We start from the raw sequence: 25,059 nt of genomic DNA on the forward strand, positions 1-25,059 counted from the left end.
ACCAATGCTGCTTATAGTACGAAGACTTCGCTCGTACTCATTTTTTTCTTTTTCACTAACATCCTTGTATTTTATTTGCCAAAGCAAATCAGAGCACCCTCTTTTGGCAAAAAGTTTTAACTGCTCATCGTAACTAAGTTGTTTGTATTCCATTATTGCACCTTTCATAAAGTACAACCTTGTAGTTTTGATTTTGCCATCTTCATATTTCCCACTTCTTAATTATAGCGCCAGCCAAACAAAAAGAGAACGGGAACAAAAAAATAAAAGTGAACGTGTACAAAAAGTACTCGTTCACCAAAAATAAAAACCCCCCAACCGGATGACATAATGTCTATCCTTTTTGCGTGGGGGGGATTGATCTACTGTTTATTTTACTATGTTTCTCAAAAAAGTAAAGCAAGTTGATCATATACATACAGCATACTTTTATCTAGTTTAATCAAAGTAATAATCCTTAATTCCTAATTACTGTGTTCCCAGCTGCTCCAAGTCATTTTGGTCCAGCAGGATATTGTCTTCCACGATGTTATAAAGACGATTTTTCAAAAAATATTCCACCGCCAGGTCAAAGCGGCTGCTCTTGCTCAAGCTGTAGCCGGCCACCTCCAGCAATATTTCTGCTTCGTCCAAATTTAGCTTAAACCCAATTGCTAGGGCACACACCGTATTTTTGCTTGGATGGTAGTCAGCCTTGGCCATCAGCTTGGAAAAATGCTGCTTGCTGATATTGGCCCCCCGGTAAACCTCGGAATTCTTCATTCCTTTCTCCTTGATCAGTCCCCACAGGTACTCTTGAAAAGTCGGTCCCACCTGATCCAGCTGCTCCCTTAAATCCTGTTCATGGTCAATGACCCCGCCTAAGATTAGCGGCATGCTATCTTCTAGGTCTTCTCGCTGCTTGATGATCACCAGGTGCTCTTTTAGATAAGCAGCCAGTGCTTCGCTTTTATTGTCAGACATCCTTTGTCACCTTTTTCCACTTGATTCTCTTCTTCACAATAGCATTTTTTGGAAAAAAGTGGTCAACTGCCAGGCGACAAACTACTTAAGATCCTTCAAGAAAAAGACGTCACAAGCATAGTGGCCGGTGTCACCCATCCGGTTCGCAATCTGCTCAAAGCCGTGCTTGCGGTAAAACTTCTGAGCAGCGATCATGCTCTCAAAAGTTTCCAGATATACCTGGTAATAATGGTCTGCTGCATATTCTAAGGCCCGGTTTAGCAGCTGTCCGGCCACCCCGGTCCCGCGGGCGCTAGACAAGCAGTACATTTTTTGCAGTTCACACACGCCAGGGGCTCCAGGCAAGGGACCAACGCCAACGCCGCCAACCACTTTGCCTCCTTCATCAACGGCCACCCAGTAGTCGCTAGCCTCTGCCTCATAGAGTTCCGAGAAACGCCCCAGCATTGGGTCTGTCCAGGCCGTCCCCTCATGATCTGCCCCAAATTCCACCAGGCAGGACCTAATGACGGCTTCAATTCCCTCGTTATATTCTAGCTTGATCTGTTCTATCTGAAATTCCATCTTCAACATCCTCACTTTTTTATCTTTTTTTAAGGTTGATGCATATTTTAGCAGATCAAGCTGGCAAAAAGAAAGCAAAGACACTCAAAAAGGCGACCTAATAGGTCGCCTTTTCTTTAATAGTCAAAGAAGAAGTCACTGTCATCATCGAAGTTGTTGAACTGAGCCATTTCTTCCAGCCAGTATTCTTTGTTGTCCTTGACCGTTTCTAGGAACTCTTGATACTCAGCCTTTTCAATCACGCCCTTGTCCAGCATCAGCTTGAAAAAGCGCTTAAGACCGGCAATGGTGTCCTTAACGGTGCTTTCGCCGCTGTACATTAAGTGGCTTGGCATCCAGGAGAAGAAGCTGTTTAAGTTGCCGACATCGCATCCCTCGACAGGGCCTTCGCCCAAGCGGAGAGCCAAGTAGTCATTTAAGTAGACTTCGACATTTGACAAATGCTTACGGATCGTTTTCTCCGTAAACTTTGCTTCCAGCTCTCTAGTAAACATTTCCAGGCAGTCCTTGTTGTCCAGCAGGATCTGCCCCATTTCCGGACTTTCTTCGATAATCGGGCCATAGTTGTCCTCAAAATCGATGTACTTGTCCAAGTGATAGTTTTTAAATTTAGCCATCGCTCTTACCCCACTTCATGCTAAAAAGCCGCTCTCTTTGAGACCAAAGGTTTTCACCTTAATTTTAGCATTTTTGGTAAAAAATGGCTTATTTGCCCCACAAAAACTTGATCAAGACCTTATCCACTTTAGGATTTTCATGGAGCTTGGAGTGCTGGGCCATTTTGCCGGTAAACTTGACCACCTTGTACGACTTCGCCCGGTCAGCAACCAGGTATTTCAAGGTTAGTGAGGAGATGTTTTCGACCGTCCCATCCGTGCCATGACCCTTGTCGCCAATAATGTTCAAAACACTGACTTGGCCTTTAGGATAAGTCTTGCGCACGCCGGTCATTTCCTTATAAGTCGCATTCATCTTGTTGGGCTTGCCGTTTTTATCCAGCTTGAGCCCCTTTGGCTGGCGACTGGCAGCTGGCATGCCGTCAAAATTCAAGCCAGCAAAGTGGCCAGCCATGTCGACTTGCTTGATCAATTTTGGCATCTTCTGGTTGCTGCCGTTTTGCAGCATGTAGTAAATAATGGAGACATTGCCTTGGGAGTGACCGACCATGTTCATCTTCTTAATGCCGTAGCGCTTTTGCAGCTTTTTCACGACATTGGTCGCATATTGGCCTAACAGCTTATAGTTTTGGGAGCGGTTGTTGTCATAGCCCACTTCCACCACGGGATTTTTGGCATCTTTATTCCAGGTTCCGTAAAGGGTCACTTTCCCCGACTTGGCAACCTGCGCGCGAATAACCGAATCAACAGCGCCAGCCTTTTTAGCAGCATTCACCATGTGCTCTTCAGCATGATAGCTGGACCCATAGCCATGGAAGAAGATGGTCGGGGTGCCGGTAACGACGGTTTTCTTATTACTGGTGTCAGCTTGGCTGGAGCAGGCCGTTAAAAAGAAGCTGGCGGCAGCCACCATGCCTAAGAGTATATTTTTATTTTTCATTTAATTTTTCCCTTCACAATCAAGATTAGCTTTTATTTTATTGTATTACTTAAAGTGAGCTTTAAGTCAAGAGCTTTAGAAACTTAATGCTTTTTCAATTTCTCCCGGAAGCTAAAACAAGCTTGTGCTACAATTAAACGGTAAAAGAAATTAATAATTATCATTGAGGAAAAAAGATGAAGAAAAGTATTTTATGCTCAGCAGCCGTCCTTGCTGCTATCAGTTTAAGCGCCTGCTCAAAACAAAGCAGCAGTCAAAATAAGCAAGCTAGTCAAGCTAGTTCCAAAGTTGTCAAAAAGAACTCTTCAAGTTCTAAATCTGCATCCAGCCAAGCCAGCTCAAGCAGTTCAGCAAGTGCAAGCTCTAGCTCAAGCAGCCAGCAAACGACTCTTTGGGACAGTCAAAAGAGCCAGCAGCTTGCCAGCTTTATGGCTAGTTGGGGCGCCGGAATGAAGCAAAAGTATGTGTCATACACGCCGTCTAGCCCAGTTGACTTCTACGGAACCAAGGCTCCTGCTGATCAGTTAAGCGGCAAGTATCCAGTTTCAGTGGATGACGTCAACAATGAAGTGGCGGTTAAGTGGTCAACTACCGGTCAAGAAGCTCAAAACACTTATTTGATCGTCGCCTGCTATTCCGATGCGGCTAGCGCTAGATATGCGGACAAGCACCTCTACTTCTTTACCATTTATAACGGTAAGCCAGTTGTCTTGGTGACCATGCAAAACCAGGGTAATGCCCGGAACAATCTGGGCTTCAGAGAAACTAAAAACGTTAACCTAAAGAACGGCTTCAACAAGATTGTTGGCACCAGCCACACTGCTAACTCTAACACGGCAACTGATAATGGCTCAGCTGGTCTCCCAGTTTCAGATGATCAAGCAGTGCAGGCCTTCTATACCTTCCTAAGACAACATGAAGAAGGCGACGACATCTATAACACTTTTAAGCAAGACGAAATCCAATTGCTCTTCTTTAATGATGTATCTGGCAAAAATGTTGCCAGCAACGTTAACAAAGCTGTTACCCGCGTATTTCCTAAAAACACCTATGAAGTTAGGGCGCAACCTCATGCAGCAGGTCAGGTATACTTCCAAAGAATCAGCGACGACACCATTCGCGTCTTTGACGTACCGGCTGAATTCCAAGATGATCGCTGGACCAAGAACAGTTCCTGGGCGGTGGCGCAAGCCAACAACTACATGGACCACCCAAAGGTTCTGAAATTTAGCCCAGCTGACTCCACCATGCTCAACCTGATGAAGTCCAAGCTTACCCACTAATTTGAATCAAAAATAAGATCCGAATCAATGATTCGGATCTTTTTTAACTTCTATAACTCAAATTCTTTCTATCTTTTCATTTTTTGGCTTAGTCCACCACTACATACGACTTGATGGTCTTACGGTCAGCCATGTCCCGGTAAGCTTGGTTGATCTCGTCCAGCTTGTAGGTCTTGGTGAAGACCTTGCCAGGGTTGATGTCGCCGTCCAAAACCGCCTTCAGCAAGATTTGCTTATCATAAGTCGTGACGCTGGCACTGCCGCCGGCAACTGAGATGTTGTGGGAGAACAGCATCCCTAAGTTTAAGCCATCTTCATGTGGCACGCCCACGTAGCCAACCCGGCCGCCTTTGTGCAAGACGCCCAAAGCCTGGTCCATCGCTGCTTGTGAGCCAACGCACTCTAAGGCTGCATCAGCGCCGCCACCCAAGATTTCCTTAACCTCAGCAATGCCTTCTTCGCCTCTTTCAGCAACAAAGGCGGTTGACCCTGATTCAAGCGCCATCTGTTGCCGGTCTTCGTGCCGGCTCATGATCACGATTTGTGAAGCACCGCGCATCTTAGCCGCGATCACTGCACATTGGCCAACCGCCCCGTCACCGATGACCACCACCTTGTCGCCAGGTTGAACGTTGGCAGACCGGGCTGCGTGGTAGCCAGTCGCCATGACGTCTGCCAAGGTCAACAGACTCTTCAGCATCCCTTCCGTATAGTCTTCTGGCTTGCCCGGAATCTTGACTAAGGCCCAGTTGCCGTATGGGAAGCGGACATATTCACTTTGTGAGCCATCGCCCCAGTTAGAGTAGCCTGGGTGGTTGTCACAGGTTCCGTCAAAACCGGCTAAGCAAGCTGCACAGTGGCCGCAGCCGTGGGTGAAAGGTACAATGACAAAGTCGCCTTTTTTTAGCGTCGTAATCGCACTGCCGGTTTCTTCCACGATCCCAATGGCTTCGTGGCCATCGTTGACAGAATGCTTTTCCTTGGCATCGCCAGCTGAATAAGCCCACAGGTCTGACCCGCAGACGCAGGTTCTAACCACCTTGATGATCACGTCTTCTGGGTCTTGAATGGTTGGCATCGCCACTTCTTCAACTTCAACTTTACCTGCTTCTTCAAATACCGCTGCTTTCATGTTTTCCTCCTAATTATCTGAGAAATAGTATTACTAACATTTTCAACTTACAAGCTCATTCTAAGACTTAAAGCTAAGTTTAAGTCAAGCCGTTTTTTGAAAAAAAACACTCATTTTTTCTTTTGTCAACTATGCTAAAATTGAATCAATGTTCAATTGTTATTGTTAGGAGAAAAAAGAAAATGGATGAACTCTTTGCCAAGGCTCCAGTGAAAAAGGTCTACTTCCAGCTGTCCTTGCCCTTGGTCTTAGCCATGATCACCTCGATGATCTACAACCTGGCCGATACCTTCTTCGTGGCCCAAACCGGCGACACCAACCTCGTAGCCGGCGTGACCGTTGGTGCGCCGCTCTTTACCTTTTTGATCGCCATCTCAGATATTTTCGGTCTTGGCGGGTCCTCACTCGTCTCTCGCCTATATGGGAAAAAAGACTTTGATTTAAGTAAACGCGTCACCAGCTTTTGCCAGTATGCCGGGATTGCATCAGGTCTTTTAACCACCGTCCTCATGCTGGTCTTTGAAAAGCCGATCCTGGGCTTTTTAGGCGCTAAGCCTGCCACCTACCAGGCTGCCAGCGACTTTTACCGGGCCATTGCTCTTGGCGCCGTCTTTATCGTTTATTCCGTCATTCCGCAAAACCTCATCCGGACCGAAGGCCTAGCTAAAGAATCGATGATGACCACCTTGGTTGGAACCATTACCGCCATCATCTTGGACCCTATTTTCCTCTTTGTTTTCAAAATGGGCGCTTGGGGCGTGGGGATTGCCAACGTGATCGGCTATGCCGTTACTTCGTTCATGCTGGTTTACTATGTCAATAAAAAGGCTCGTTACGTTACCCTTGACCCCAAGCTGGTCAAAATTGATGGCGTCAGCATCAAGGAGATCATGGAGATCGGGATCCCTGGCTCCATTACTAACTTTGCCCAAAGCTTTGGCATGGCCCTATTAACTTCTTCTTTGGCTGGCTACGGAGCTAGCCGGGTGGCGGCACTTGGCATTACTCAAAAAATTTACAACATTGTCGTTTTAGTCATGGTCGGCTTTGCCTTTGGCTCTCAGCCACTGATTGGCTACAACTATGGGGCTAAAAATTGGTCCAGACTCAAGGAAATTCTCCGTTTTGACATCATGACCGAGGTTATCTACGCCGCGATTTCAGCCAGCCTTTTGCTCTTGTTTGCGCATCCTTTGGCAGCTCTGTTCATGAACCAACCAGCCATCATCGAAAACACCAGTTACATGCTGCTGGCCACCCTGGTCACCACGCCTTTTGTTGGCCTAATCTTAGTCTTCACGACTGTTTTTCAATCAACAGGCAACGGCTTTGGCGCCTTGATCATGGCCTTGTCTCGGCAAGGCGTTATCTACTTTTTTGCCCTAGAGCTGCTCAAAAATCTTGCCGGCTACCACGGCATCCTCTGGGCCCAAGCCGTCAGCGACGTCCTCACCTGCCTGCTCGGCTACGCTCTTTACCGGAAAAATCTTAACTTTAAAGAACTAGAAAAGCCATCAGCTTAAGCTGATGGCTTAATTCTTTTGGCTAAAGTCCATTTTCGCCAGTTTTAAGGCAGTGTCGATAAAGGTCTGAGCCTGGTCTTCTGGCAACAATTTCTTTAGCTTGGCTGCTTCTGTAAACTCAGTTTCTGGCAGGATAATGGCGTTCTTTTTAGCAAAGTATTCTTCAAACTTGCTGGTCAAGCTCATAGCCAGGTGGATGATTTGCTGGTCTTGGTACATATTGTTCTAACTTTCTACTTTTTTGTCTATTTCTACTTTTTACCGTATTTTTGATCGTCTCAATCATCACGATAGGAAAAAGTATAACAGACTAGCTTATTTTTTGTAAGAAAAAGCACTTGAATGCTTCTTTTGTTTTGATTTGTTAAAAGCCCTTTCTTATAATTTCCTTTTTTACTACAATAGACTTGTAAAACAAAGCAAAAGGTAAAAGGAGCAAATTTATGAAAATTGCAATGTACAATGTCGCTCCCATTGAAGTTGAGCATATCAACGAATGGGTCGAAAAGAACCATGTTGAAGTCGTCACGACCGACAAGCCATTAACCGCTGAAACCGTCTCTTTGGCAGAAGGCTGCACCAGCGTTTCCTTAAAGCCGCTTGGCCCAATCGCCGATGAAGCAGTCTACCAGAAGCTGCACGAATATGGGGTTAAGTGCATTGGCCTCCGGATTGTCGGCTTTAACACCATCAACTTTGACTATACGAAAAAGTATGAGCTCTTGGTCACCAACGTGCCAGTCTACTCCCCGCGCGCTATTGCCGAAATGACGGTTACCCAGGCCATGTACCTGCTCAGAAAGATCGGGATCTTCAAGTACCGGATGGACCATGACCATGACTTCACCTGGCCAGCCGACATGATCAGCAACGAAATCTACAACTTGACTGTTGGCCTCATCGGGGTGGGCCACATCGGCTCCGCTGTTGCCCAAATCTTCAGCGCCATGGGGGCCAAGGTCATCGCTTACGACGTAGCCTACAACCCAGAATTTGAGCCATTCTTGACCTATACCGACTTTGATACGGTCTTAAAAGAAGCAGACATCGTTTCCCTCCACACCCCGCTGTTCCCATCAACGGAAAAGATGATCGGTGAAGCCCAATTAAAGGAAATGAAGAATTCTGCCTACCTGATCAACTGTGCCCGGGGCGAACTGGTTGATACTGAAGCCTTGATCAAGGCCCTGCAAAGCGGTGAAATTGCCGGGGCTGGTCTTGACACCTTAGCTGGCGAAAGCAGCTACTTTAGCCACAAGGGGATCAGCGATGACGAGATTCCCGAAGACTTCAAGACCCTCTCCAAGATGCCAAATGTTGTCATCACCCCTCACGCTGCCTTTTACACCACCACGTCAATCCGCAACATGGTGCAAATGTGCCTCGATGACCAAGTGAAGATCGCTAATGGTCAGCGCGTCAGAACCATTGTAAATGGGTAAATCGATCAAAACTAAGACAAAAGCCACTGGAATCGTTCCAGTGGCTTTTTGCTAGTAAAGTAATGTAATTGTTGGAGATTAGCGAAAAAATTAGTCTTGGACAGCTTCAATCTTGCCGGCAGCAATTGGCAAGGTGGTGTTAGCGCTGTAGCACATCACTTCCCCAGCCACCGTATCTGGCAGGACCAGAGAGTCAGGGATGCCGTGAACGTAGACAACCCGCTTGTCTAATTGCAGGTCTTCTGAGCCGAAGGCTTCCTTGAACTTAGCTTGCAGCTTGTCCAGCGGCACATCCTTTTCGTATTCATAGTGGCCGTTTGCGTCAGCAACTGGGTAGCCATCGTGAGGGATGTTCATTTCGTGCGGTGCATCGTCAAATGGCACCATGGTGGTACCAGAAACTGGTTCAGTTTCGATCAAGTCGATGTAGCCATCCAGGTTGGTGTCTTGTTCAATAGTTGGCACTGCTGCTTCCTTACCATCTGGGAAGCCATGAAAGTGTTCCCAGTGTTCAATGTTTTCTGGGGTGTCGAACATTTCTACCTTGATGTGCAGGTTGTTGCCTTCCACCGTAAATTCAGCTTGGCCGTGAGCTTCGTAGCCAATCTTCAGGGCGTTCAATGGTTCAATTTTCGCAATATACTTTTTCATGTCAGTTTTCCTTTCTGCTACTGCTTTATTTATGTAATCATTATAGCGAGAAAGAATCTAACAAAAAATGATCTATATCAAGAAATAATTTTTTATAAAAAAGCTTCTACTTAGTCACTTCGACCTTGCAGCAAAAGCCCCTGTTTCTCTAAAAAATTCTTTACTGTACTAGTGACCTCAGCCAGCTGCCCATCCCCAGTATAGTTGTGGTCAGCCCCAGCAATTGGCACAAAAGTGAAGTCGCCAGTTGCTTTCCGCTCCATCCCGGCCAGCATCTTGGCGTAGTCAAATGGTACAGTTTGGTCGCTCGTCCCGTGGATCAGGCAAACTGGCCCATGGTAACTGGCCACTGCTCGTTCTAGGGGAAGCAGCCGCAGGGTTAAAAAGAATTCTGGCTTCAGCTTGCGATTTTTCCTTGGCAGTAAATATTCGTCTTCCACCTGCTCAGGGTTAAACTTGACGCCAAACAGCTCCCCTTTTCGGGCACCATAAACTTCCACTGTAGCTGGTGACAAGGGAATGAGACCTGCGATCTCTCCTGGCAGCATCCCGGCTGTCATCAAAGCAGTCAGCCCGCCTTGGGAGTGCCCGGCCAAAAAGATTTTATCAACGAATGGGAGTTTTTTAGCATAAGCCACAAGCTCCATGGCTTGGTTCAGCCACTTTAAGATCGTATGGTCAGCAAAATTGCCACCGCTGGCCCCGTGCCCGTATAGCTCCACCCGCAAGGCCGCATAGCCGGCGCGATTAGCAGCATCTCTAACTGCCACAATATGCCGCTCCTCCATGTGGCCGGTAAAGCCGTGAAAAATAATCAAGAGCGGATAGCTATCCTGTTTACTTTTAGGAAAGTCCAGCTTAGCATGGACCGGCATCCCGTCACAATCGATAAAAAATTCCTTATTGTCCATTTTTTCACGCCCTTAGTAAAGTATTTACTACAACTTTACCACATTTTGCAAGGTCCCCCTTTTACTAAATAAAAGTAAAAGATAAAAAGATCGTCATTAGTAGAAATGATGATCTTAACGAGTTAAAATTCTTAAGATTTGCTTTGAGACAAGTAGATCGCTTTGTTGTAAACTAATTGCAGTAACGAACGGGAGAAAGAAGGTAATGATATGTATCCCCACCAAACAGACTTTGAAAACTGGTGCCGGGCAGCCGAAAACCTAAGCGACAAGTCCATCGACAATGCCAATTACTGCCTAAACCTGCTTTTTACCTATGGCCGGGTCAACTTTTCCTCAGTTGATGTAAACGATATCACTTCCAGCGACATCCGCGACTACCTTTTACAGCTAAGGGAAAAGGAGAGCCTCTCGATCACTACCATCAACAAGTACATCAGCTACTTTAAAAAGTACTTCTACTTTTTAGCCGTTGCCGGCATTACGCCAACTTACCGGATGCTGGACTTAAAGGGCTTCACTTTTGACCGGCAAAAGACCTTTGTGGTTGGCTGGCCCGACCATTTAGCAGAGCTCATCCCCTATATTCACCACCCGGACACCCTCTGGCTGCTGGCCTTAACGACGCTAGGCTACGAAAGTAAGGAGCTGCTTTCTTTAACTTGGGGCGATGTGAAAGATCAACTTTCTGATGATCTTGTCAAAAAACAGCTGGAAAACAGTCTAACTAAGCATGAAGGCAGTCCCGATCCCTACATTTTTGCCTCCCGGTCCGGCAAGCCTTACGCCTCAACCAACAATGTCATGCAGCACGTCAAAGCCGATAAAAAACTGCTGGCTCCCATGCCGCTGACCTTGACCAATGTCCGCATATCCTTTGTTTACAGCTTAATCAGCAAGCAGGAGTATTCTGATATAGAGCTTATGAAAAAGCTCCACCTTAATTCCAAAAGCCTGGCTTACTACCAGTTTTATGCTACTAAGAGCAACTTGATTCCCTTTGACCTTGAACGACTAAAGAAGCAGAATGAGAACAATCGGTGATTACTTTACTACCAGTTTGCGAAAATAGGCTATAATATTTAATAGAAAACAAAAGGAGATTTTTTAACAAATGACGAAAAAGCAGCAAAAGCCAGCTGAGGAAGAAAGCTGGGGCAAGTTTTTCCGTGACGTTTTAGTCATGTTCTTGATCTTTGCCTCAATCTACTATGTAATCTTCTCCTTCTTCCTGGCTAACGAAGTCGTGTCTGGCCCTTCTATGCAGCCAACCTTTGAAGATGGCGACCGATTGATTGCAGTGCGCAAATTTACTCCTAAGCGTAACGACGTCGTGATCATCAAGGCCCCTGACCAAGCCGGCGCCATGTACATCAAGCGGGTGATCGGCCTGCCTGGCGACACTGTCCAATCAAAAAATGACGTCCTCTATATCAACGGCAAAAAGGTCGCTCAGCCATACCTTAATAACAAATATAAGAAGGCCGACAACCTGGCTGGGTCCAACTACACCAGCAACTTCAAGGTGAAAATCAAGAAGGGCTACTACTGGGTCATGGGTGACCACCGAGACGTGTCTAAGGACTCCCGCTACTTCGGTCAAGTTAAGCGCAGCTACCTCTTGAGTAAGGTTGTTCTCCGCTACTGGCCGGTCACCAAGATCAGCACTAATTTTTACTAATTTTTCGGAAGTTTTCTTTTAAGTTCACGCCTTCATCCTTAAAAAATGGTAAAATTAACTTATGAAGATGAAGGAGTGAAGATCATGAAACCAGAAGAACTTTCAGACACAATCATCGAATTTCAAAGCAAGCACGACGTAAGTGACACGAGTTTGGCCTTTGCTAGCCACCTTTCAGTAGAAAAGGTCCACGCTATGAAGCAAGGCCGGGGCAACTTCACCAGTGATGAAGTCAACCAAATGCTCGACTACATCCAGTCACAAATGTAATCAAAGGCAGTCAACTGACTGCCTTTTTCTTTTGCCATTTTTCCTTTTTGCTTCTTATTAATGTTCCACGCTAGATATTTTACACTTGCGAAAAAATGTAAAATGCAATAATCCCCGGTATTACAGCTTTTATATCTATTTTTTCTTAACAGTTTAACTTGCTATCATTATTTTTTAAGTCTGGTTAACAAGCCTTTAACGTCGGTATTATCGCATTCTCGTTAAAAAGACTGTAAAGGCTTAACAGCATATTTTGTTTCACACTCTTTTTTTACCCTTTTTCCACCAAAGTTATTCACAGAACATGTGATCTAAGCTTTTTAACAAAAAAGACTGCTGGCTAATCAGCAGTCTTTTCTGGTTATTCTATTTAGCTCTTTCCGCGTTCAGTTCGGCCATCTTGATCATGACGTCAACAGCCTTCCACATGGATTCCAAAACCGTGTATTCATAACGGCCGTGCATGTTTTCTTCCCCGGCAAAGAGGTTTGGACATGGCAAGCCCATGTAAGTAAGCTGGGAACCATCCGTACCCCCTCTAACTGGTTCTTCGTTGATTTCGGTTAAGCCGCAGGCTTTGTAAGCATCCCGAGCCAGGTCGATGATTTCCATGTGCTTGGCCAGTTCATCAGCCATGTTGTAGTATTGATCCCACATCTTCAACTTGATCCGTTCGCCGTACTTAGCGTTTAATTCGGCAACCTTTTCCTTAACCAGGTTCTTGCGGGCTTCCAGGCCATCGCGCTTAAAGTCGCGGATGATGTAGGCCAGGTGGGCATTGTCAACCGTTCCTGAGAAGTCCATCAAGTGGTAAAAGCCTTGTTCGCCATCAGTCTTTTCTGGCACTTCATCTTGAGGGAGGGAGTTTTGGAAATCGATCCCCACTTGGATGGCGTTGATCATTTGCCCCTTGGCAACGGCTGGGTGGACGTTGACGCCTTGGATATCCAGTTCAAATTGGGCAGCTGAGAAAGTCCCCCAGTCCAATTTGCCTGGGCCTTCGCCATCTACCGTGTAGGCAAATTCAGCACCAAAGTCTTCTACGTCAAAGTGCTGAGCACCAGTCCCGATTTCTTCGTCCGGGGTAAAGCCCAGGCGGATGGTCCCGTGCTTGATTTCTGGGTGAGCCAAGAGGTATTCGGCGAAAGTAACCAATTCACTGTCGCCGCACTTGTCATCCCCACCGAGCAAAGTATCACCAGAAGCAGAGATAATAGTCTGCCCCTTGTACTTCTTTAAGTTCGGGAAAACGGCTGGATCCAAGTAAAATTCGCTGTCCCCCAGCTGAATCTTGGATACGCCATCGTAGTTTTCGGTAATTTGCGGCTTAACGTTTTCGGAGTTGAAGTCAGCCGTGTCGCAGTGAGCCAAAAAGCCCATTACTGGTACATCCCAGTCAACGTTTGACGGAATCGTTGCGATGACCGTCCCAGCCTTTTCGTTATAGTGGACGTCGCTTAAGCCAAGCTCCTTCAATTCTTCCATGATCACCATTTGGTAGTCCACTTCTCTTTGGGTAGATGGGAAGCGGTCTGCGTGCTCATCTGAGCGGGAGTTGATCTTGACGTACTTTAAAAATCTTGGCAACAGGGTTGGATATTCCATTTTTCTTTTCCTTCCTGGTAAAAAATCTATCTAAAAAATATTGTGAAAAGGATCAGTTGATACTTCACTGATCAAGATTTCGGTCTGCCAGCCGGCCGCTTTTTGCCAGTGCTGGAGGCGCTTAGCCACTTCGTACTTGAAGAGCTTTTCTGTGTAGTGGCCTGGGTCGACCACGGTCAGGCCGCTAGAAATCATGTCATGGCCCGTGTGGTAGTAAACATCTCCGGTAATGTAGGCATCACAATCGTCCTTGAGGGCTTGCCGCCAGAACTTGTTGCCGTCCCCGCAGACGAAAGCCACCTTGCTGATGGTCTTTGCTTCATCAGCTGTAATTAAACGCACCATGTCCACGCCCATTTTTTCCTTGACATATTCAGCAAAGTCCCGGGCAGTCATTGCTTTTGGCAAAAAGCCCTGCCGGCCAATGGCGATGCCGTCTTTGTCAAGGGCAAAAGGTGCGACCTGTTCTAAGCCTAGTTCTTGGGCCTGCCAGTCGCTTGATCCATCTTCCGCCTTATCAGAATTGGTGTGGATAGAGTAAACGGTAATGCCGTGAGCGATAATTTTGGCGTACATGGCCTTTTGCGGGTCGCTATAGTCCAAATTATCAACCGGCCGGAAGATCAGCGGGTGATGGCTGACAATCAGGTCTACGCCCCGCTCAATCGCCTCATCGACCACGTTGGGCCGCACGTCCAGGGTGGTCATGATCTTGGTTACCGGCGCTGCGAGTGACCCGATCTGCAAGCCAACTGGGTCACCCTCAGTGGCAATTGCTTCTGGAAAAAATTCATTCAGCTTTGCAACGATTTCTTTTACCTGAGTCATCTTTTCCTCCTAATCAGCCAGTTCTTCTTTGATCATGGCTAGCAAGTCCTCTACTTGCTTGATCCGCACTACGTCTTTTTGCTTGGCCTTGTTCAAGTTAGCCAGCAGCTTTTGGTAGTACTTTTCTTGCCCTTCCCATTTTTGGTAAAAAACGGGGCTCTTTTGCTTGAGTAAGAGTGGACCAAAATCCATTTCCTTGACCGTCAAAGGATGCACTTGGTCGGTCAGCTTGGCCTTAATCAGCTCGTAAATGTGGCCGGCTTCGGCCACAATGTCTTCTTCGACGATTTCGTACTTATTATCCATCAGCCACTGGCGGACGTTGTTTTCGCCGATATTGGCTTCTAAGACCAGGGTTGGGTAATAAACGCCGCGGCTAGCTGCTTCGGCAAGCAAGGACACCATCAGCTTGCCGCCCATGCCGGCGATCACGACCGTGTCGATCCGGTCTTCTTTTTTCACGGTCTCAAGGCCTGAACCGAGACGGGTTTCGATCTGGTCAGCTAGGCCCGCTGCCTTGATGTCGGCTTCGGCATTGGCCAATGGGCCTTTAGCAACGTCACTGGCGATGGCGTAGCTGACCTTGCCCTGCTCTACCAGTCTAATTGGCAAATAGGCATGATCGGTCCCAATGTCGGCAACCCGGCTATTAGGATCTACCATCTCTGCCAGACGATTTAGTCTTAAATTCATTGAAAATCTGCTCCTTTACAGAAATAAATTTTATCATAATTGCCCGATCAAAAGGGCTTTTCTGCAAAAAATTAACCAGCATGCTATAATAAAGAGAAGTTTTGACTATCAAAAGCTAAGGAGGCTTTTAAGGGAAAATGGATCGCACTGAAGCAGTCACCTTGACCAACATGTGCATGATCGTTGATCAAGACCAAGTCTTAACCATCGACCGGGAAGACCCGGTTTGGCCCGGCCTCGCCTTTCCAGGCGGGCATGTGGAAAGGCATGAATCGGTTCATGACTCAGTTATTCGCGAGGTGAAAGAAGAAACCAATCTGGAGATTGACCATCCCCGCTTGGTTGGCTTTAAGCAATTTTTTGACAAAAATGACCACCGCTATTTGGTCTTCTTCTACCGGGCTGACCACTTTCAAGGAAAAATGAAGGCATCAAGCGAAGGCAAGCTAGAATGGGTCAAGATTGCCGACCTCAAGAAGCGTCGTCTCGCCCATAACTTTGACCAAGACCTCAAGCTCTTTTTAAATCCAGAGCTTGACGAACATATGCTGACCAATGAAAGAGACTTGCTGTATTAATGAGTAAGAAGAGTATGAGTAAAAGTAAAAACAAGAAAAATAAGAAGCAGAAAAGCAGCAAAAGATGGCGAACCATCTTGACCATCTTGGTCTTCATCGGCCTCTTCGCCTTTGCCGGCTTTTACATTCACAGCTACCCAGTAGCTGATGACATTAAGCTGGTTGCAACCCAGCCTAAGGCCTTAAAGAAAAAGAAAACCGTTGCTAAGTCCAAAATTTGGGGCTATCCTTTTGCCAAATGCTACACCAAAAAGATCAAATATTTGTCGGGTCAGCGCTATGGCCAAACCGACATCTGCCGGCGGACCTACCCGAAGAAGTCCTACTTCCATGATGGCTGGGACTTTGGCTGGAGCGAGGTCGGCAACAAGGCACCCGTTTTGGCGGTCCACCCAGGCACGGTCAAAAAGATTGCTTACGTGCAAGGGCTTGACTACTATGTCTGGGTCGTTTCTGATGATGGCTATGTCGAAATTTACCAAGAAGCCTTTCTTAACCGAAGCGACATTAGCGTGAAGGTTGGGCAAAAGCTCAAGCTTGGTCAAAAGATCGGCCGCCTGACCGACTCCCACCTCCATCTGGGCGTCACCAAGACTAGCAAGGATTACATTACCAAAAAGGGCCACCCTTACAAGAACTACTACAAAGACAACGGCACTTGGCTAAACCCAATGAAGCTGATTACTGACAGCTTTACTACACAAGCCAATGTCAAGAAGTACAACCAAGAAGTTGACGCCTACAATCAAGAAGCGGAAGCTTACAACCAGAAACTCGCTGCTAAAAAGGCTAAGCTGAAGGCCGAAGAATCCAAGCACCTCTACCACTACATCAAGTCTTTTATCAAATAGTAAATTTTTAAATCGCATGCAAAAAGGACACTCGCTTGAGTGTCCTTTCTTTTTGGCTTCTTTGCCTATTCAGCTGAGAAGTAGTCCTGCAGCATGTCTGAGTGGTGCTTGAGCTTTTTAACTGCCTTGGCTTCAATCTGCCGCACCCGTTCCCGGGTCACGCCCAGTTCCCGGCCAACCTCTTCCAGGGTGTGGGGTTCGTCATCGCCTAGACCAAAGCGGAGAGTCAAGACCTTAGCCTCTCTTTCGGTCAAGAAGTCGTCCATCATCCCTGACAGCTGATCTTTCAGCATTTCAAAGGCCGTGTATTCTTCTGGGTTAACTGCCTTGTTGTCTTCCAGCAGGTCGCCTAATTGGGAATCCCCTTCTTCACCAACTGGCTTGTCCAGAGAATCAGTTTCCTGGTTCTTGGCTACCGTCAAAATTTCTTGAACCTTTTGAAGCGGCTCATCCATTTCCGCAGCCAGTTCTTCTGGCTTGGCATCCCGGTCCAAGTCCTGCTGGAGTACCCGCTGGATCCGGTTCATCTTGTTGATGCTTTCAACCACGTGAACTGGAATTCTGATCATCCGGTCTTGGTCAGCTAAAGCCCGGGTAATGGCCTGTCTGATCCACCAAGTGGCGTAAGTAGAGAACTTAAAGCCCTTGGAGTAATCAAACTTGTCAACGGCCTTCATCAGACCAATATTGCCTTCCTGGATCAGGTCCAAGATACCCATCTTCCCATTGTGCTTGGCATAGCGCTTGGCAATCGACACAACGAGCCGCAAGTTGGCAGCTGCCAGTTCGTCTTTAGCTGATTCATCCCCGGCTTCAATCCGCTTAGCCACTTCTACTTCTTCATCCCGGCTGAGAAGCGGCACCTTGCCGATTTCTTTTAAGTACATGCGGACGGAATCATAAACCCGGTCGCTGTCACTAGAATTGATTAATTCTTTCTTCTCTTCTTTTTCAGCTTCCTCCTGAATTTTCAATGCAAGGCTCGATGGTTCGCCCTGATCATCGACAATGCTGATCCCACTATCCGCAAACTGTTCAACCAGCTTGGCAGTATCTTCTTGGTTCAGCTGATATGGGACCAAAAGCCGTGCCTTTAGGTCTCTTTCGCTGATTTGCTTGGTCTTTGAGAGACCAGCAATCACCATTTTTACTGCCTTTTCCAGTGGAAAATCATTTACGTTAGAAGCATTTTCTTTTGCCATTCAATCCGCCCTGTTCATTATTAATTTGCTAATTTACTACTCTAAAAAGTCGCGAAGCTGGTTGCTTCGACTTGGGTGCCGCAGCTTTCTCAAAGCCTTGGCTTCAATTTGTCTGATCCGCTCGCGCGTTACGCCAAAGACCCGGCCCACTTCTTCCAGTGTCCGAGGATTGTCGTCATCAAGTCCAAAGCGCAGACGTAAAACATTTTCCTCTCTGTCAGTCAAAGTGTCAAGGACTTCTGCCAGCTGATCCTTCAGCAGCTCATTGGCTGCGTGCTGCTCAGGACTAGTGGCATCCTTGTCTTCGATGAAGTCGCCAAGGTGGGAGTCGTCTTCTTCCCCAATTGGAGTTTCCAGCGATACTGGTTCTTGAGCCACCTTGAGGATCTCTCTGACCTTTTTAACCGGCAAGTCCATTTCGGCTGCGATTTCTTCCGGTTCAGGGTCTCGTCCCAGGTCTTGCAGGAGCTGTCTTTGGATCCGGATCAGCTTGTTGATGGTTTCAACCATGTGAACCGGAATTCTGATGGTTCGAGCCTGGTCAGCGATTGCTCTCGTGATCGCCTGTCTGATCCACCAAGTGGCATAAGTGGAGAACTTGAAGCCAAGGCGGTAGTCAAACTTGTCAACTGCCTTCATCAAGCCCATGTTGCCTTCTTGAATCAGGTCTAAAAAGCTCATCCCCCGGCCAACATAGCGCTTGGCAATGGAAACCACTAACCGCAAGTTGGCATTGGTCAATTCTTCCTTAGCCTCTTCGTCTCCAGCTTCAATCCGCTTGGCTAATTCAACTTCTTCATTCCCAGTCAAAAGGTTGACCCGGCCGATCCGCTTTAGGTATTGGCGCACGGGGTCATTCATCCGGCTGCCTGGGGCTGCCAGATTTTCCAGTTCAGCCTTTTCCACGTGCTTTTGCTTGGTTAAGGCTAATTTTGAAGGTTCCCCTTTGTCGTTGACAATGCTGATCCCATTGTCTTCAAATTCCTGCACCAGCTGGTCAACGGCTTTGCCTTCCAGCTGATAAGGCTTAAGTAAACGATCAGTGAATTCCTTATCTGTAATCTGCTTTTGCTTTTTGACATCCTTAACAACTATCTTTACCGCATCAGCCAGGGACAGTTGCTGGTCCTTGGCAGCGCTCTTTGCTTTGTCTGTCATTTGATCGCCTTCACTCTTTATCGTCAATACTGTTTTCTTAGCTAGCAAAACTAATCAAGGAAATCGCGCAGTTGGCCGCTGCGACTTGGATGACGCAGCTTTCTCAAGGCCTTGGCCTCAATCTGACGGATCCGCTCGCGGGTCACGTCAAAATGCTGTCCCACTTCTTCTAGCGTCCGAGTTTTGCCATCGTCTAAGCCAAAGCGGAGGCGCAAAACGTCTGCTTCGCGCTCGCTCAAAGTGCTTAGAACCTCTGAAAGCTGTTCTTTCAGCATTTCATTAGCTGCGTGCTGCTCTGGGCTCATGGCATCCTTGTCCTCGATAAAGTCGCCTAGGTGAGAATCATCTTCTTCACCAATTGGCGTCTCCAGAGAAACCGGTTCTTGTGAAATCTTGAGGATTTCCCGGACCTTCTTGGTCGTAATGTCCATTTCAGCCGCGATTTCTTCTGGCTCAGGATCTCGGCCTAAGTCTTGCAAGAGCTGTCTTTGGATCCGGATCAGCTTGTTGATCGTTTCGACCATGTGGACTGGAATCCGAATCGTCCGCGCCTGGTCGGCAATGGCTCTGGTGATCGCCTGCCGGATCCACCAAGTGGCATAAGTGGAGAACTTATAGCCCAGGCGGTAGTCGAACTTGTCAACGGCTTTCATCAAGCCCATGTTGCCTTCTTGAATCAGGTCTAAAAAGTTCATCCCCCGGCCGACATAGCGCTTGGCAATGGAAACAACCAAGCGCAAGTTGGCTTCTGCCAGCTCTTGCTTGGCTTCTTCGTCTCCGGCCTCAATCCGCTTGGCCAAGGCCACTTCTTCTTCGCTGGACAAGAGGTTGACTCGGCCAATTTCCTTCAAATACATCCGGACCGGGTCATTCATCCGGATCCCGCTTGGGGCCGCCATGCTGTTTAATTCAGCCTTTTCCACGTGTTTTTGCTTGGTCAAGGCCAGTCTTGACGGCTTGCCGGCCTCATCCACGATGCTGATGCCGCTGTCTTCAAATTCTTGCACCAGTTGATCGACAGCCTGCCCTTCCAGCTTGTAGGGTCTGATTAACTTTTGGGTAAAAGCCAGCTCGGTAATCTGCCGGTCGCCTTTAACTTCTTCCACTACCAGCTTCACTGCTGCTTCTAGGCTGAGCTGGTCCTTCCCAGATCTTTTATTCGTCTTATCTGTCACCGGCTGCCTCCTCCTGCCGCTTTAATTGCCGCAGTTGCAAAATTGCCTGCGTCTCTCTTAAAACCGATAATTGATCGCCCCGGCTCTTGGCGGCTGCAATCGCCTGCATGTGCCGATCAATTTCTTCGTCAATCTTGCACAAGTTGAGTACCCGAACTTGTGCTTCGAGTTCTTCCAAGGTAATTGTACCTGGTAACTCCATTATATCAGTACTAACAATTATACTCTGAAGTTCGTCAGGAATAAAATCTAAAAACTCCTTAATTGAAACTTTTTCATGGGTTTCAATATAGGTCAGCCACAATTTGGCTAATTTTTCATAGCTGGCTTCTGGAAAAACAAAGCCATTTTCCAGCAAATATTTTCTGGCCTCATCTGAATAGATATAGGCATATAAGAGGCGCTGCTGAGCCTTTTGCGCCTTCAATTTTAAGGGCGACTCTGGCTGGACCATTTCCGGCATCGATGCCGGCTCTTCTGGCAGCTGGTAATTCGTGTGCTGCTCAACCCGGCGGTTGCGCCGTCTGGCCCGGGACAAGTTAACCTTTAAGGCTTCAGCGGATACCCCACTTTCTTCAGACAAGCGGTTTACGTAAAGATCCTGTTCAACTGGGTTCAAACCAGCAATTTCCTGAATTGCTTCGGCCAGGTAGTTAACCTTCTCCCTTTCATTATTGAGGTTGTATTTTTGCTTAAGCCGGTAAAGGAAAAAGTCTGTCGTCGAAATGGCACCCTTGATGGCCCCTTGGTAATGCTCGGCCCCATACTGCTTGACGTATTCATCGGGGTCCATTTTTTCCGGCAAAACGACGATGCCTAAGTTGAAGTTGCCGGCCTGCTTGAAGAGGCCGACTGCTCGCTCAGCGGCGTGCAAGCCTGGGTCGTCACCGTCATAGTTGATGATGACGTTCTTGGTAATCCGGCGAATCATGTAGACCTGTTGCTCGGTCAAGCTGGTCCCCATGGAGGCAATCCCGGTCTTGACGCCGGCCTTATAAGCAGAAATGACGTCCATGTGCCCTTCAAACAGCACCAGGTGACCTTCTTTTCTCGCATGCTTTTTAGCTTCAGCAAAGTGGAAGAGCAGGTTTGATTTGTTAAAAATGCTGGTTTCCGGACTGTTCAAATACTTGGCTTCTTCCTTATTGTTGCTAAGGCGCCTTCCGGAAAAAGCCACTGGGTGTCCAGCCTCATCGGTCATCGGAAACATCAGGCGGTCCCGGAAACGGTCAAAGAGCCGGCCATCCTTACTTTGGACAAAGAGGCCGCTTTGGCTGAGCAAGGAATCTTCAAAGCCCTGCTCTCTTAGGTAGGTTAACAGCAAGTCGCCTCGGTCTGGGGCATAGCCCACTTGGAAGTGCTTCAGGGTTTCATCGTCCAGCTGCCGGCTTCTGGCATATTCTAGCCCCCGCTCCCCAATCTTGGTCGTCATCAGGATTTGGTGGTAAAAATCTGCTGCTTCTTTGTGCATTTCCATCAAAGGATTCAGCTTAACCGGCTGCTCTTGGTAGGATTCTGGCAGGCTGATGCCGGCAAAATCGGCAACTTGCTTGACGCTTTCTGGGAAAGTCAGGTCTTCTTTTTCCATAATGAACTTGAAGACGTTACCGCCCCGGTGGCAGCCAAAGCAGTAGAAAAACTGCTTGTCTGGACTGACGCTAAAAGAAGGAGTTTTTTCTTGATGAAAAGGGCAAAGACCAACATAGTCTTTGCCTCTCTTCTCAAGTGACACGTATTGGCTGATTACGTCGACAATGTTGACGCTATCCCGAACTTCATTGACAAATTCTTCCGGAATTCTTCCAGCCATTTCATCACCCTTTATTTGATTTAACTTGTTTTATTTAATAACCAGCTTGCTCAAGTCGCCTAAGCGCTTGGTCAAGTCGTTAACCGCAGCCAATTGGCTCAAGCGGTTCTTCTTCACTGCTTCGTCCTTAGCCATGATCATGTTGACATCGAAGTAGCGGTCAATTACTGGCTGCAGGCCAACAAAGGCTTCGTACAGCTCATTATGATCACGAACAGACTTCAAAGCTTCAACCCCATTATAAAGGTCTTCTTCGCTTCTGTCTTCAAATAAGCTTGGATCAACTGGAGCAGCTTCAGTGAACTTAGCCTTAGACAAGATGTTGTTGATTCTCGTCAAGCTTTCTACGACTGGCTTGAAGACTTCATCGTCGTGGTGGGCTTGCAGAACCTTGGCTGCTGCCAAGATTTCACTTGGGTCTTGTTCACTTGAGGCCAAGACAGCGTCAATGACGTCGTATTGGTAGTTGTTCTTTTGCAAGTACTGCTTTACCCGGTCGCGGATAAAGTCAGCCAGCTGCTGGTCAGCTTCCTTGCCAACTGGCAACTTAGCAGGCGTCTTGCCGGACAAGAGGTCAACCAGTTCTGGAATGACTTCGCCAAATGGCAAGGACCAGCCTTCGTTTAAGAGGATGCGCACGATCCCGTAAGCATAGCGGCGCAAAGCGTATGGGTCGTTTGAAGATGATGGGATCATCCCGGCACCAAAGAAGGCGATGATGGTGTCCAGCTTATCAGCAACTGACAAAAGGGCCCCTACCTTGGTCTTTGGCAATTCCCCTTCAGCCGTAGTTGGCATGTAGTGTTCCTTGATGGCAACAGATACGTTTTCGTTTTCACCAGCCAAACGGGCGTAGTGCATCCCCATCACGCCTTGCAGTTCAGCGAATTCCCCAACCATTTGGGTCACCAGGTCAAACTTGTACAGGCCACTTACCCGGTCAAAGTCAGCAACTTCTTCGCTGCTTAAGCCAAAGCGCTTGGCCAAGTAGTCGCCAATGATGCGGACTCTGGTCATCTTTTCGGCCATGGAACCGATCTTGTCGTGGAAGGAAACGCTGTCCATCCGGTCAACGAAGTGGCTGAGTGGGTACTTGCGGTCTTCATCGTAGAAGAAGACGGCGTCATCCAAACGGGCAACCAAAACCTTTTCGTTACCTGAGATAACATTTTCCAGGTGTTCCCGGTTACCGTTTCTGACTGAGATGAAGTGGTTGATCAGCTTGCCTTCTTGGTCATAGACTTCAAAGTAGCGTTGGTTGTCCTTCATGGAAGTGATCAAGACTTCGTCAGGGATTTCCAGGTACTTAGGATCAAAAGAACCGGCAAAAACAGTTGGGTATTCAACCAGGTTGTTGACTTCTTCCAAAAGGCTTTGATCCAGCTTGATTTGCCAGTTGTTGCTTTTAACCAGATCGTTGATTTGAGAAACGATCATATCCTTGCGCTCACTAGCGTCAACGATGACAAATTGGTCTCTCAAGGCTTCCACGTAGTCATCAGCGTTAGCCAAAACCACGCTGTCGCCTAAGAAACGGTGACCAGCGGTCTTGCGGCCAGCGGTAATGCCCAAGAATTCCATTGGTACGACTTCGCTGCCGTAAAGGGCAACCAGCCAGTGGATTGGACGAACAAATTCAAAGTCTTGTGAGTCCCAGCGCATCTTGGTTGGGAAGTTCATGTCCTTGATCACGCTGGTCAAGCCCAAAAGAATATCCTTAGCAAGCTTGCCAGGCTTTTGTACGTGAACATAAGCGTATTCAACGCCCTTTAATTCTTCAAAGTAGATGTCGTCAGCGCTCATTCCTTGGCCGCGGGCAAAGCCGATGGCTGCCTTGGTCCAGTTGCCGTCAGCGTCTTGGGCGATCTTTTTAGCAGGGCCCTTCTTGACTTCGTCAACGTCTGCTTGCTTTTCAGCTAAGTCCTTAACTAGCACCGTCAAGCGGCGAGGAGTGGAATAGGTTTGGATGTCCTTAAAGCCCAGTCCGTTTTCCTTCAAGAACTTGCCAGTCCGGTCAGCCAATTGCTTAACTGACTTGGTAACTACGTGAGCTGGCATTTCTTCAACGCCAATTTCAAATAAAAAGTCTTTAGTCATTACTTGCCTCCGCCTTCAATTGTGCACTCTTCAGCAATGGGAAGCCGCGCTTTTCGCGTTCTTCCACGAACTTAACAGCTACTTCGTGAGCCATGTTCCGGATCCGGTGCAGGTAGCCGGCTCTTTCGGTAACGGAAACAGCGCCGCGGGCGTCAAGCAGGTTGAAGGTGTGAGAACACTTCAGGATGTAGTCGTAAGCTGGGTGAACCAGGTTCTTGCTCAAAAGGCGCTTGGCAATTCTTTCGTAGGTGTCAAAGAATTCCAGCAGCTGCTTTTGGTCGCTTTCTTCAAAAGCATACTTGGAGTGCTCGTATTCGGGTTCCTTGAAGATGTCCCGGTAAAGGACGCCGTCGCCCCATTCCAGGTCAAAGACAGAGTTGACGTCTTGGATGTAAGAAGCCAGACGTTCAACACCGTAAGTGATTTCGCCCATGGTTGGCTTAACGTCTAATTCACCGACAGTTTGGAAGTAGGTAAATTGGGAAACTTCCATCCCGTCTAGCCAAACTTCCCAGCCGACCCCGGCACAGCCCATGGATGGGTTTTCCCAGTTGTCTTCAACGAAGCGGATGTCGTGTTCAAGTGGTTCAATGCCCAAAACCTTGAGTGAATCCAAGTAGTATTGTTGAATTTCTAATGGTGCTGGCTTTAAAACCACCTGGAACTGGTGGTGTTGGAAAAGCCGGTTAGGGTTGTCGCCATAACGGCCGTCAGCTGGCCGGCGGGATGGCTCAACGTAGCAAGCCTTCCATGGTTCTGGGCCAACTGCCCGCAAGAAAGTGTATGGACTCATGGTCCCTGCACCCTTATTTTCATCATAAGACGGCATGATCATGCAGCCCTTGGAAGCCCAAAATTGTTCCAGCTTGAAGATCATGGTCTGAATGTCTAATTTTTTTGCCATATTTTACCTCCTATGCAAGGCCATAAAAAAAGCCTATGCAATTACTGTTGCATAGGGACGAAATAAGTATTCGCGGTTCCACCCTAATTCAGAAGACATATTGGTCTCCTGCTCTTAATTAGCTTGGCTAGAGGTGCCTTTTCCCGCCGTATCCTTCCACCAGCCGATACTCGCTTGCACG

25 protein-coding genes are annotated in these 25,059 nt (G+C 47.5%); 8 read left to right on the plus strand and 17 right to left on the minus strand.

Translation table 11 applies throughout. The features are described 5' to 3' along the window. Positions 1–468: 468 nt before the first annotated feature. The 4 genes from ACI4WN_RS04055 to ACI4WN_RS04070 form a co-directional block, all read right to left on the minus strand. On the minus strand, positions 469–963 hold the full coding sequence (locus ACI4WN_RS04055) for a hypothetical protein (protein ID WP_439777075.1): 495 nt from the start codon (positions 961–963) through the stop codon (positions 469–471). Between the two features lie 81 nt (positions 964–1,044). Then, positions 1,045–1,527: a GNAT family N-acetyltransferase gene (locus ACI4WN_RS04060; RefSeq protein WP_439777076.1), complete on the minus strand. Its 483-nt coding sequence runs from the start codon at positions 1,525–1,527 to the stop codon at positions 1,045–1,047. A gap of 116 nt (positions 1,528–1,643) precedes the next feature. Continuing rightward, on the minus strand, positions 1,644–2,144 hold the full coding sequence (locus ACI4WN_RS04065) for a hypothetical protein (protein ID WP_439777077.1): 501 nt from the start codon (positions 2,142–2,144) through the stop codon (positions 1,644–1,646). Between the two features lie 88 nt (positions 2,145–2,232). Beyond that, positions 2,233–3,084 carry an alpha/beta hydrolase gene (locus ACI4WN_RS04070; protein ID WP_439777078.1) on the minus strand — a complete coding sequence of 284 codons (852 nt, stop codon included), beginning with the start codon at positions 3,082–3,084 and terminating at the stop codon, positions 2,233–2,235. A gap of 176 nt (positions 3,085–3,260) precedes the next feature. On the opposite strand from ACI4WN_RS04070, the gene ACI4WN_RS04075 reads away from it, so the two are divergent. Beyond that, positions 3,261–4,367, plus strand: coding sequence for a DUF4767 domain-containing protein (locus tag ACI4WN_RS04075; protein ID WP_439777079.1), 1,107 nt, complete (start codon positions 3,261–3,263; stop codon positions 4,365–4,367). 88 nt (positions 4,368–4,455) lie between these two features. Here the strand turns inward: ACI4WN_RS04075 and ACI4WN_RS04080 are convergent, their stop codons facing one another. Continuing rightward, positions 4,456–5,499, minus strand: coding sequence for a zinc-binding dehydrogenase (locus ACI4WN_RS04080; protein ID WP_439777080.1), 1,044 nt, complete (start codon positions 5,497–5,499; stop codon positions 4,456–4,458). 182 nt (positions 5,500–5,681) lie between these two features. Between ACI4WN_RS04080 and ACI4WN_RS04085 the strand changes: the two genes are divergently transcribed. Further along, entirely contained in the window at positions 5,682–7,022 is a 1,341-nt protein-coding gene (locus tag ACI4WN_RS04085) for an MATE family efflux transporter (RefSeq protein ID WP_439777081.1), read from the plus strand. A gap of 9 nt (positions 7,023–7,031) precedes the next feature. Here ACI4WN_RS04085 and ACI4WN_RS04090 read toward each other — a convergent pair whose 3' ends face one another. Beyond that, a complete protein-coding gene (locus tag ACI4WN_RS04090) occupies positions 7,032–7,241 on the minus strand; it encodes a hypothetical protein (protein WP_439777082.1) in 210 nt (69 codons plus the stop codon). A gap of 224 nt (positions 7,242–7,465) precedes the next feature. Here ACI4WN_RS04090 and ACI4WN_RS04095 point away from each other — a divergent pair, with 224 nt between their 5' ends. Continuing rightward, positions 7,466–8,464 (plus strand): D-2-hydroxyacid dehydrogenase, encoded by a 999-nt coding sequence (locus ACI4WN_RS04095; RefSeq protein ID WP_439777083.1) that lies wholly within the window; start codon positions 7,466–7,468, stop codon positions 8,462–8,464. 90 nt (positions 8,465–8,554) lie between these two features. On the opposite strand, the gene ACI4WN_RS04100 is transcribed toward ACI4WN_RS04095, so the two are convergent. Next, on the minus strand, positions 8,555–9,115 hold the full coding sequence (locus ACI4WN_RS04100) for a hypothetical protein (protein WP_439777084.1): 561 nt from the start codon (positions 9,113–9,115) through the stop codon (positions 8,555–8,557). 110 nt (positions 9,116–9,225) lie between these two features. Next, the gene (locus tag ACI4WN_RS04105) at positions 9,226–10,026 is read right to left on the minus strand and encodes an alpha/beta hydrolase family protein (protein ID WP_439777085.1); all 801 of its coding nucleotides are present in this window, start codon (positions 10,024–10,026) and stop codon (positions 9,226–9,228) included. A 210-nt stretch (positions 10,027–10,236) separates the two neighbouring features. On the opposite strand from ACI4WN_RS04105, the gene ACI4WN_RS04110 reads away from it, so the two are divergent. The 3 genes from ACI4WN_RS04110 to ACI4WN_RS04120 all read left to right on the plus strand — a co-directional run bounded on the left by ACI4WN_RS04110 (position 10,237) and on the right by ACI4WN_RS04120 (position 11,977). Then, complete coding sequence (locus tag ACI4WN_RS04110; protein ID WP_439777086.1) at positions 10,237–11,070, plus strand: site-specific integrase; 834 nt, start codon at positions 10,237–10,239, stop codon at positions 11,068–11,070. 70 nt (positions 11,071–11,140) lie between these two features. Next, positions 11,141–11,707 carry a signal peptidase I gene (gene lepB / locus ACI4WN_RS04115; RefSeq protein ID WP_439777087.1) on the plus strand — a complete coding sequence of 189 codons (567 nt, stop codon included), beginning with the start codon at positions 11,141–11,143 and terminating at the stop codon, positions 11,705–11,707. A gap of 84 nt (positions 11,708–11,791) precedes the next feature. Next, complete coding sequence (locus tag ACI4WN_RS04120) at positions 11,792–11,977, plus strand: LBP_cg2779 family protein (RefSeq protein WP_008462405.1); 186 nt, start codon at positions 11,792–11,794, stop codon at positions 11,975–11,977. A gap of 366 nt (positions 11,978–12,343) precedes the next feature. Here ACI4WN_RS04120 and pepT read toward each other — a convergent pair whose 3' ends face one another. From pepT to ACI4WN_RS04135, 3 genes are read right to left on the minus strand one after another with little or no spacing between them, the layout of a single operon-like run. Further along, entirely contained in the window at positions 12,344–13,582 is a 1,239-nt protein-coding gene (gene pepT, locus ACI4WN_RS04125) for a peptidase T (RefSeq protein ID WP_154487198.1), read from the minus strand. Between the two features lie 30 nt (positions 13,583–13,612). Continuing rightward, complete coding sequence (locus ACI4WN_RS04130) at positions 13,613–14,410, minus strand: Nif3-like dinuclear metal center hexameric protein (protein WP_439777088.1); 798 nt, start codon at positions 14,408–14,410, stop codon at positions 13,613–13,615. Between the two features lie 9 nt (positions 14,411–14,419). Further along, positions 14,420–15,103, minus strand: a complete 684-nt coding sequence (locus ACI4WN_RS04135; RefSeq protein WP_439777089.1) for a tRNA (adenine(22)-N(1))-methyltransferase — start codon at positions 15,101–15,103, stop codon at positions 14,420–14,422. Positions 15,104–15,240: 137 nt separating this feature from the next. On the opposite strand from ACI4WN_RS04135, the gene ACI4WN_RS04140 reads away from it, so the two are divergent. Then, entirely contained in the window at positions 15,241–15,681 is a 441-nt protein-coding gene (locus ACI4WN_RS04140) for an 8-oxo-dGTP diphosphatase (protein WP_439777090.1), read from the plus strand. A 14-nt stretch (positions 15,682–15,695) separates the two neighbouring features. Beyond that, on the plus strand, positions 15,696–16,532 hold the full coding sequence (locus tag ACI4WN_RS04145; RefSeq protein WP_439777091.1) for a M23 family metallopeptidase: 837 nt from the start codon (positions 15,696–15,698) through the stop codon (positions 16,530–16,532). A gap of 65 nt (positions 16,533–16,597) precedes the next feature. Here ACI4WN_RS04145 and ACI4WN_RS04150 read toward each other — a convergent pair whose 3' ends face one another. The 6 genes from ACI4WN_RS04150 to glyQ are packed head-to-tail and all read right to left on the minus strand — an operon-like array spanning position 16,598 to position 24,878. Continuing rightward, complete coding sequence (locus ACI4WN_RS04150; RefSeq protein ID WP_279201406.1) at positions 16,598–17,734, minus strand: sigma-70 family RNA polymerase sigma factor; 1,137 nt, start codon at positions 17,732–17,734, stop codon at positions 16,598–16,600. Between the two features lie 36 nt (positions 17,735–17,770). Next, on the minus strand, positions 17,771–18,892 hold the full coding sequence (rpoD, locus tag ACI4WN_RS04155; protein ID WP_439777092.1) for an RNA polymerase sigma factor RpoD: 1,122 nt from the start codon (positions 18,890–18,892) through the stop codon (positions 17,771–17,773). A gap of 50 nt (positions 18,893–18,942) precedes the next feature. Further along, entirely contained in the window at positions 18,943–20,067 is a 1,125-nt protein-coding gene (gene rpoD / locus ACI4WN_RS04160) for an RNA polymerase sigma factor RpoD (protein ID WP_439777093.1), read from the minus strand. Next, a complete protein-coding gene (gene dnaG / locus ACI4WN_RS04165) occupies positions 20,057–21,877 on the minus strand; it encodes a DNA primase (RefSeq protein WP_439777094.1) in 1,821 nt (606 codons plus the stop codon). The genes rpoD (ACI4WN_RS04160) and dnaG overlap by 11 nt, the downstream gene beginning before the upstream one ends. A gap of 30 nt (positions 21,878–21,907) precedes the next feature. Beyond that, positions 21,908–23,974 carry a glycine--tRNA ligase subunit beta gene (gene glyS / locus ACI4WN_RS04170; protein ID WP_439777095.1) on the minus strand — a complete coding sequence of 689 codons (2,067 nt, stop codon included), beginning with the start codon at positions 23,972–23,974 and terminating at the stop codon, positions 21,908–21,910. Beyond that, a complete protein-coding gene (gene glyQ / locus ACI4WN_RS04175) occupies positions 23,967–24,878 on the minus strand; it encodes a glycine--tRNA ligase subunit alpha (protein ID WP_439777096.1) in 912 nt (303 codons plus the stop codon). The genes glyS and glyQ overlap by 8 nt, the downstream gene beginning before the upstream one ends. Positions 24,879–25,059 lie beyond the last annotated feature (181 nt).

This window comes from Lactobacillus sp. (assembly GCF_051893255.1).
Taxonomy (GTDB): domain Bacteria; phylum Bacillota; class Bacilli; order Lactobacillales; family Lactobacillaceae; genus Lactobacillus.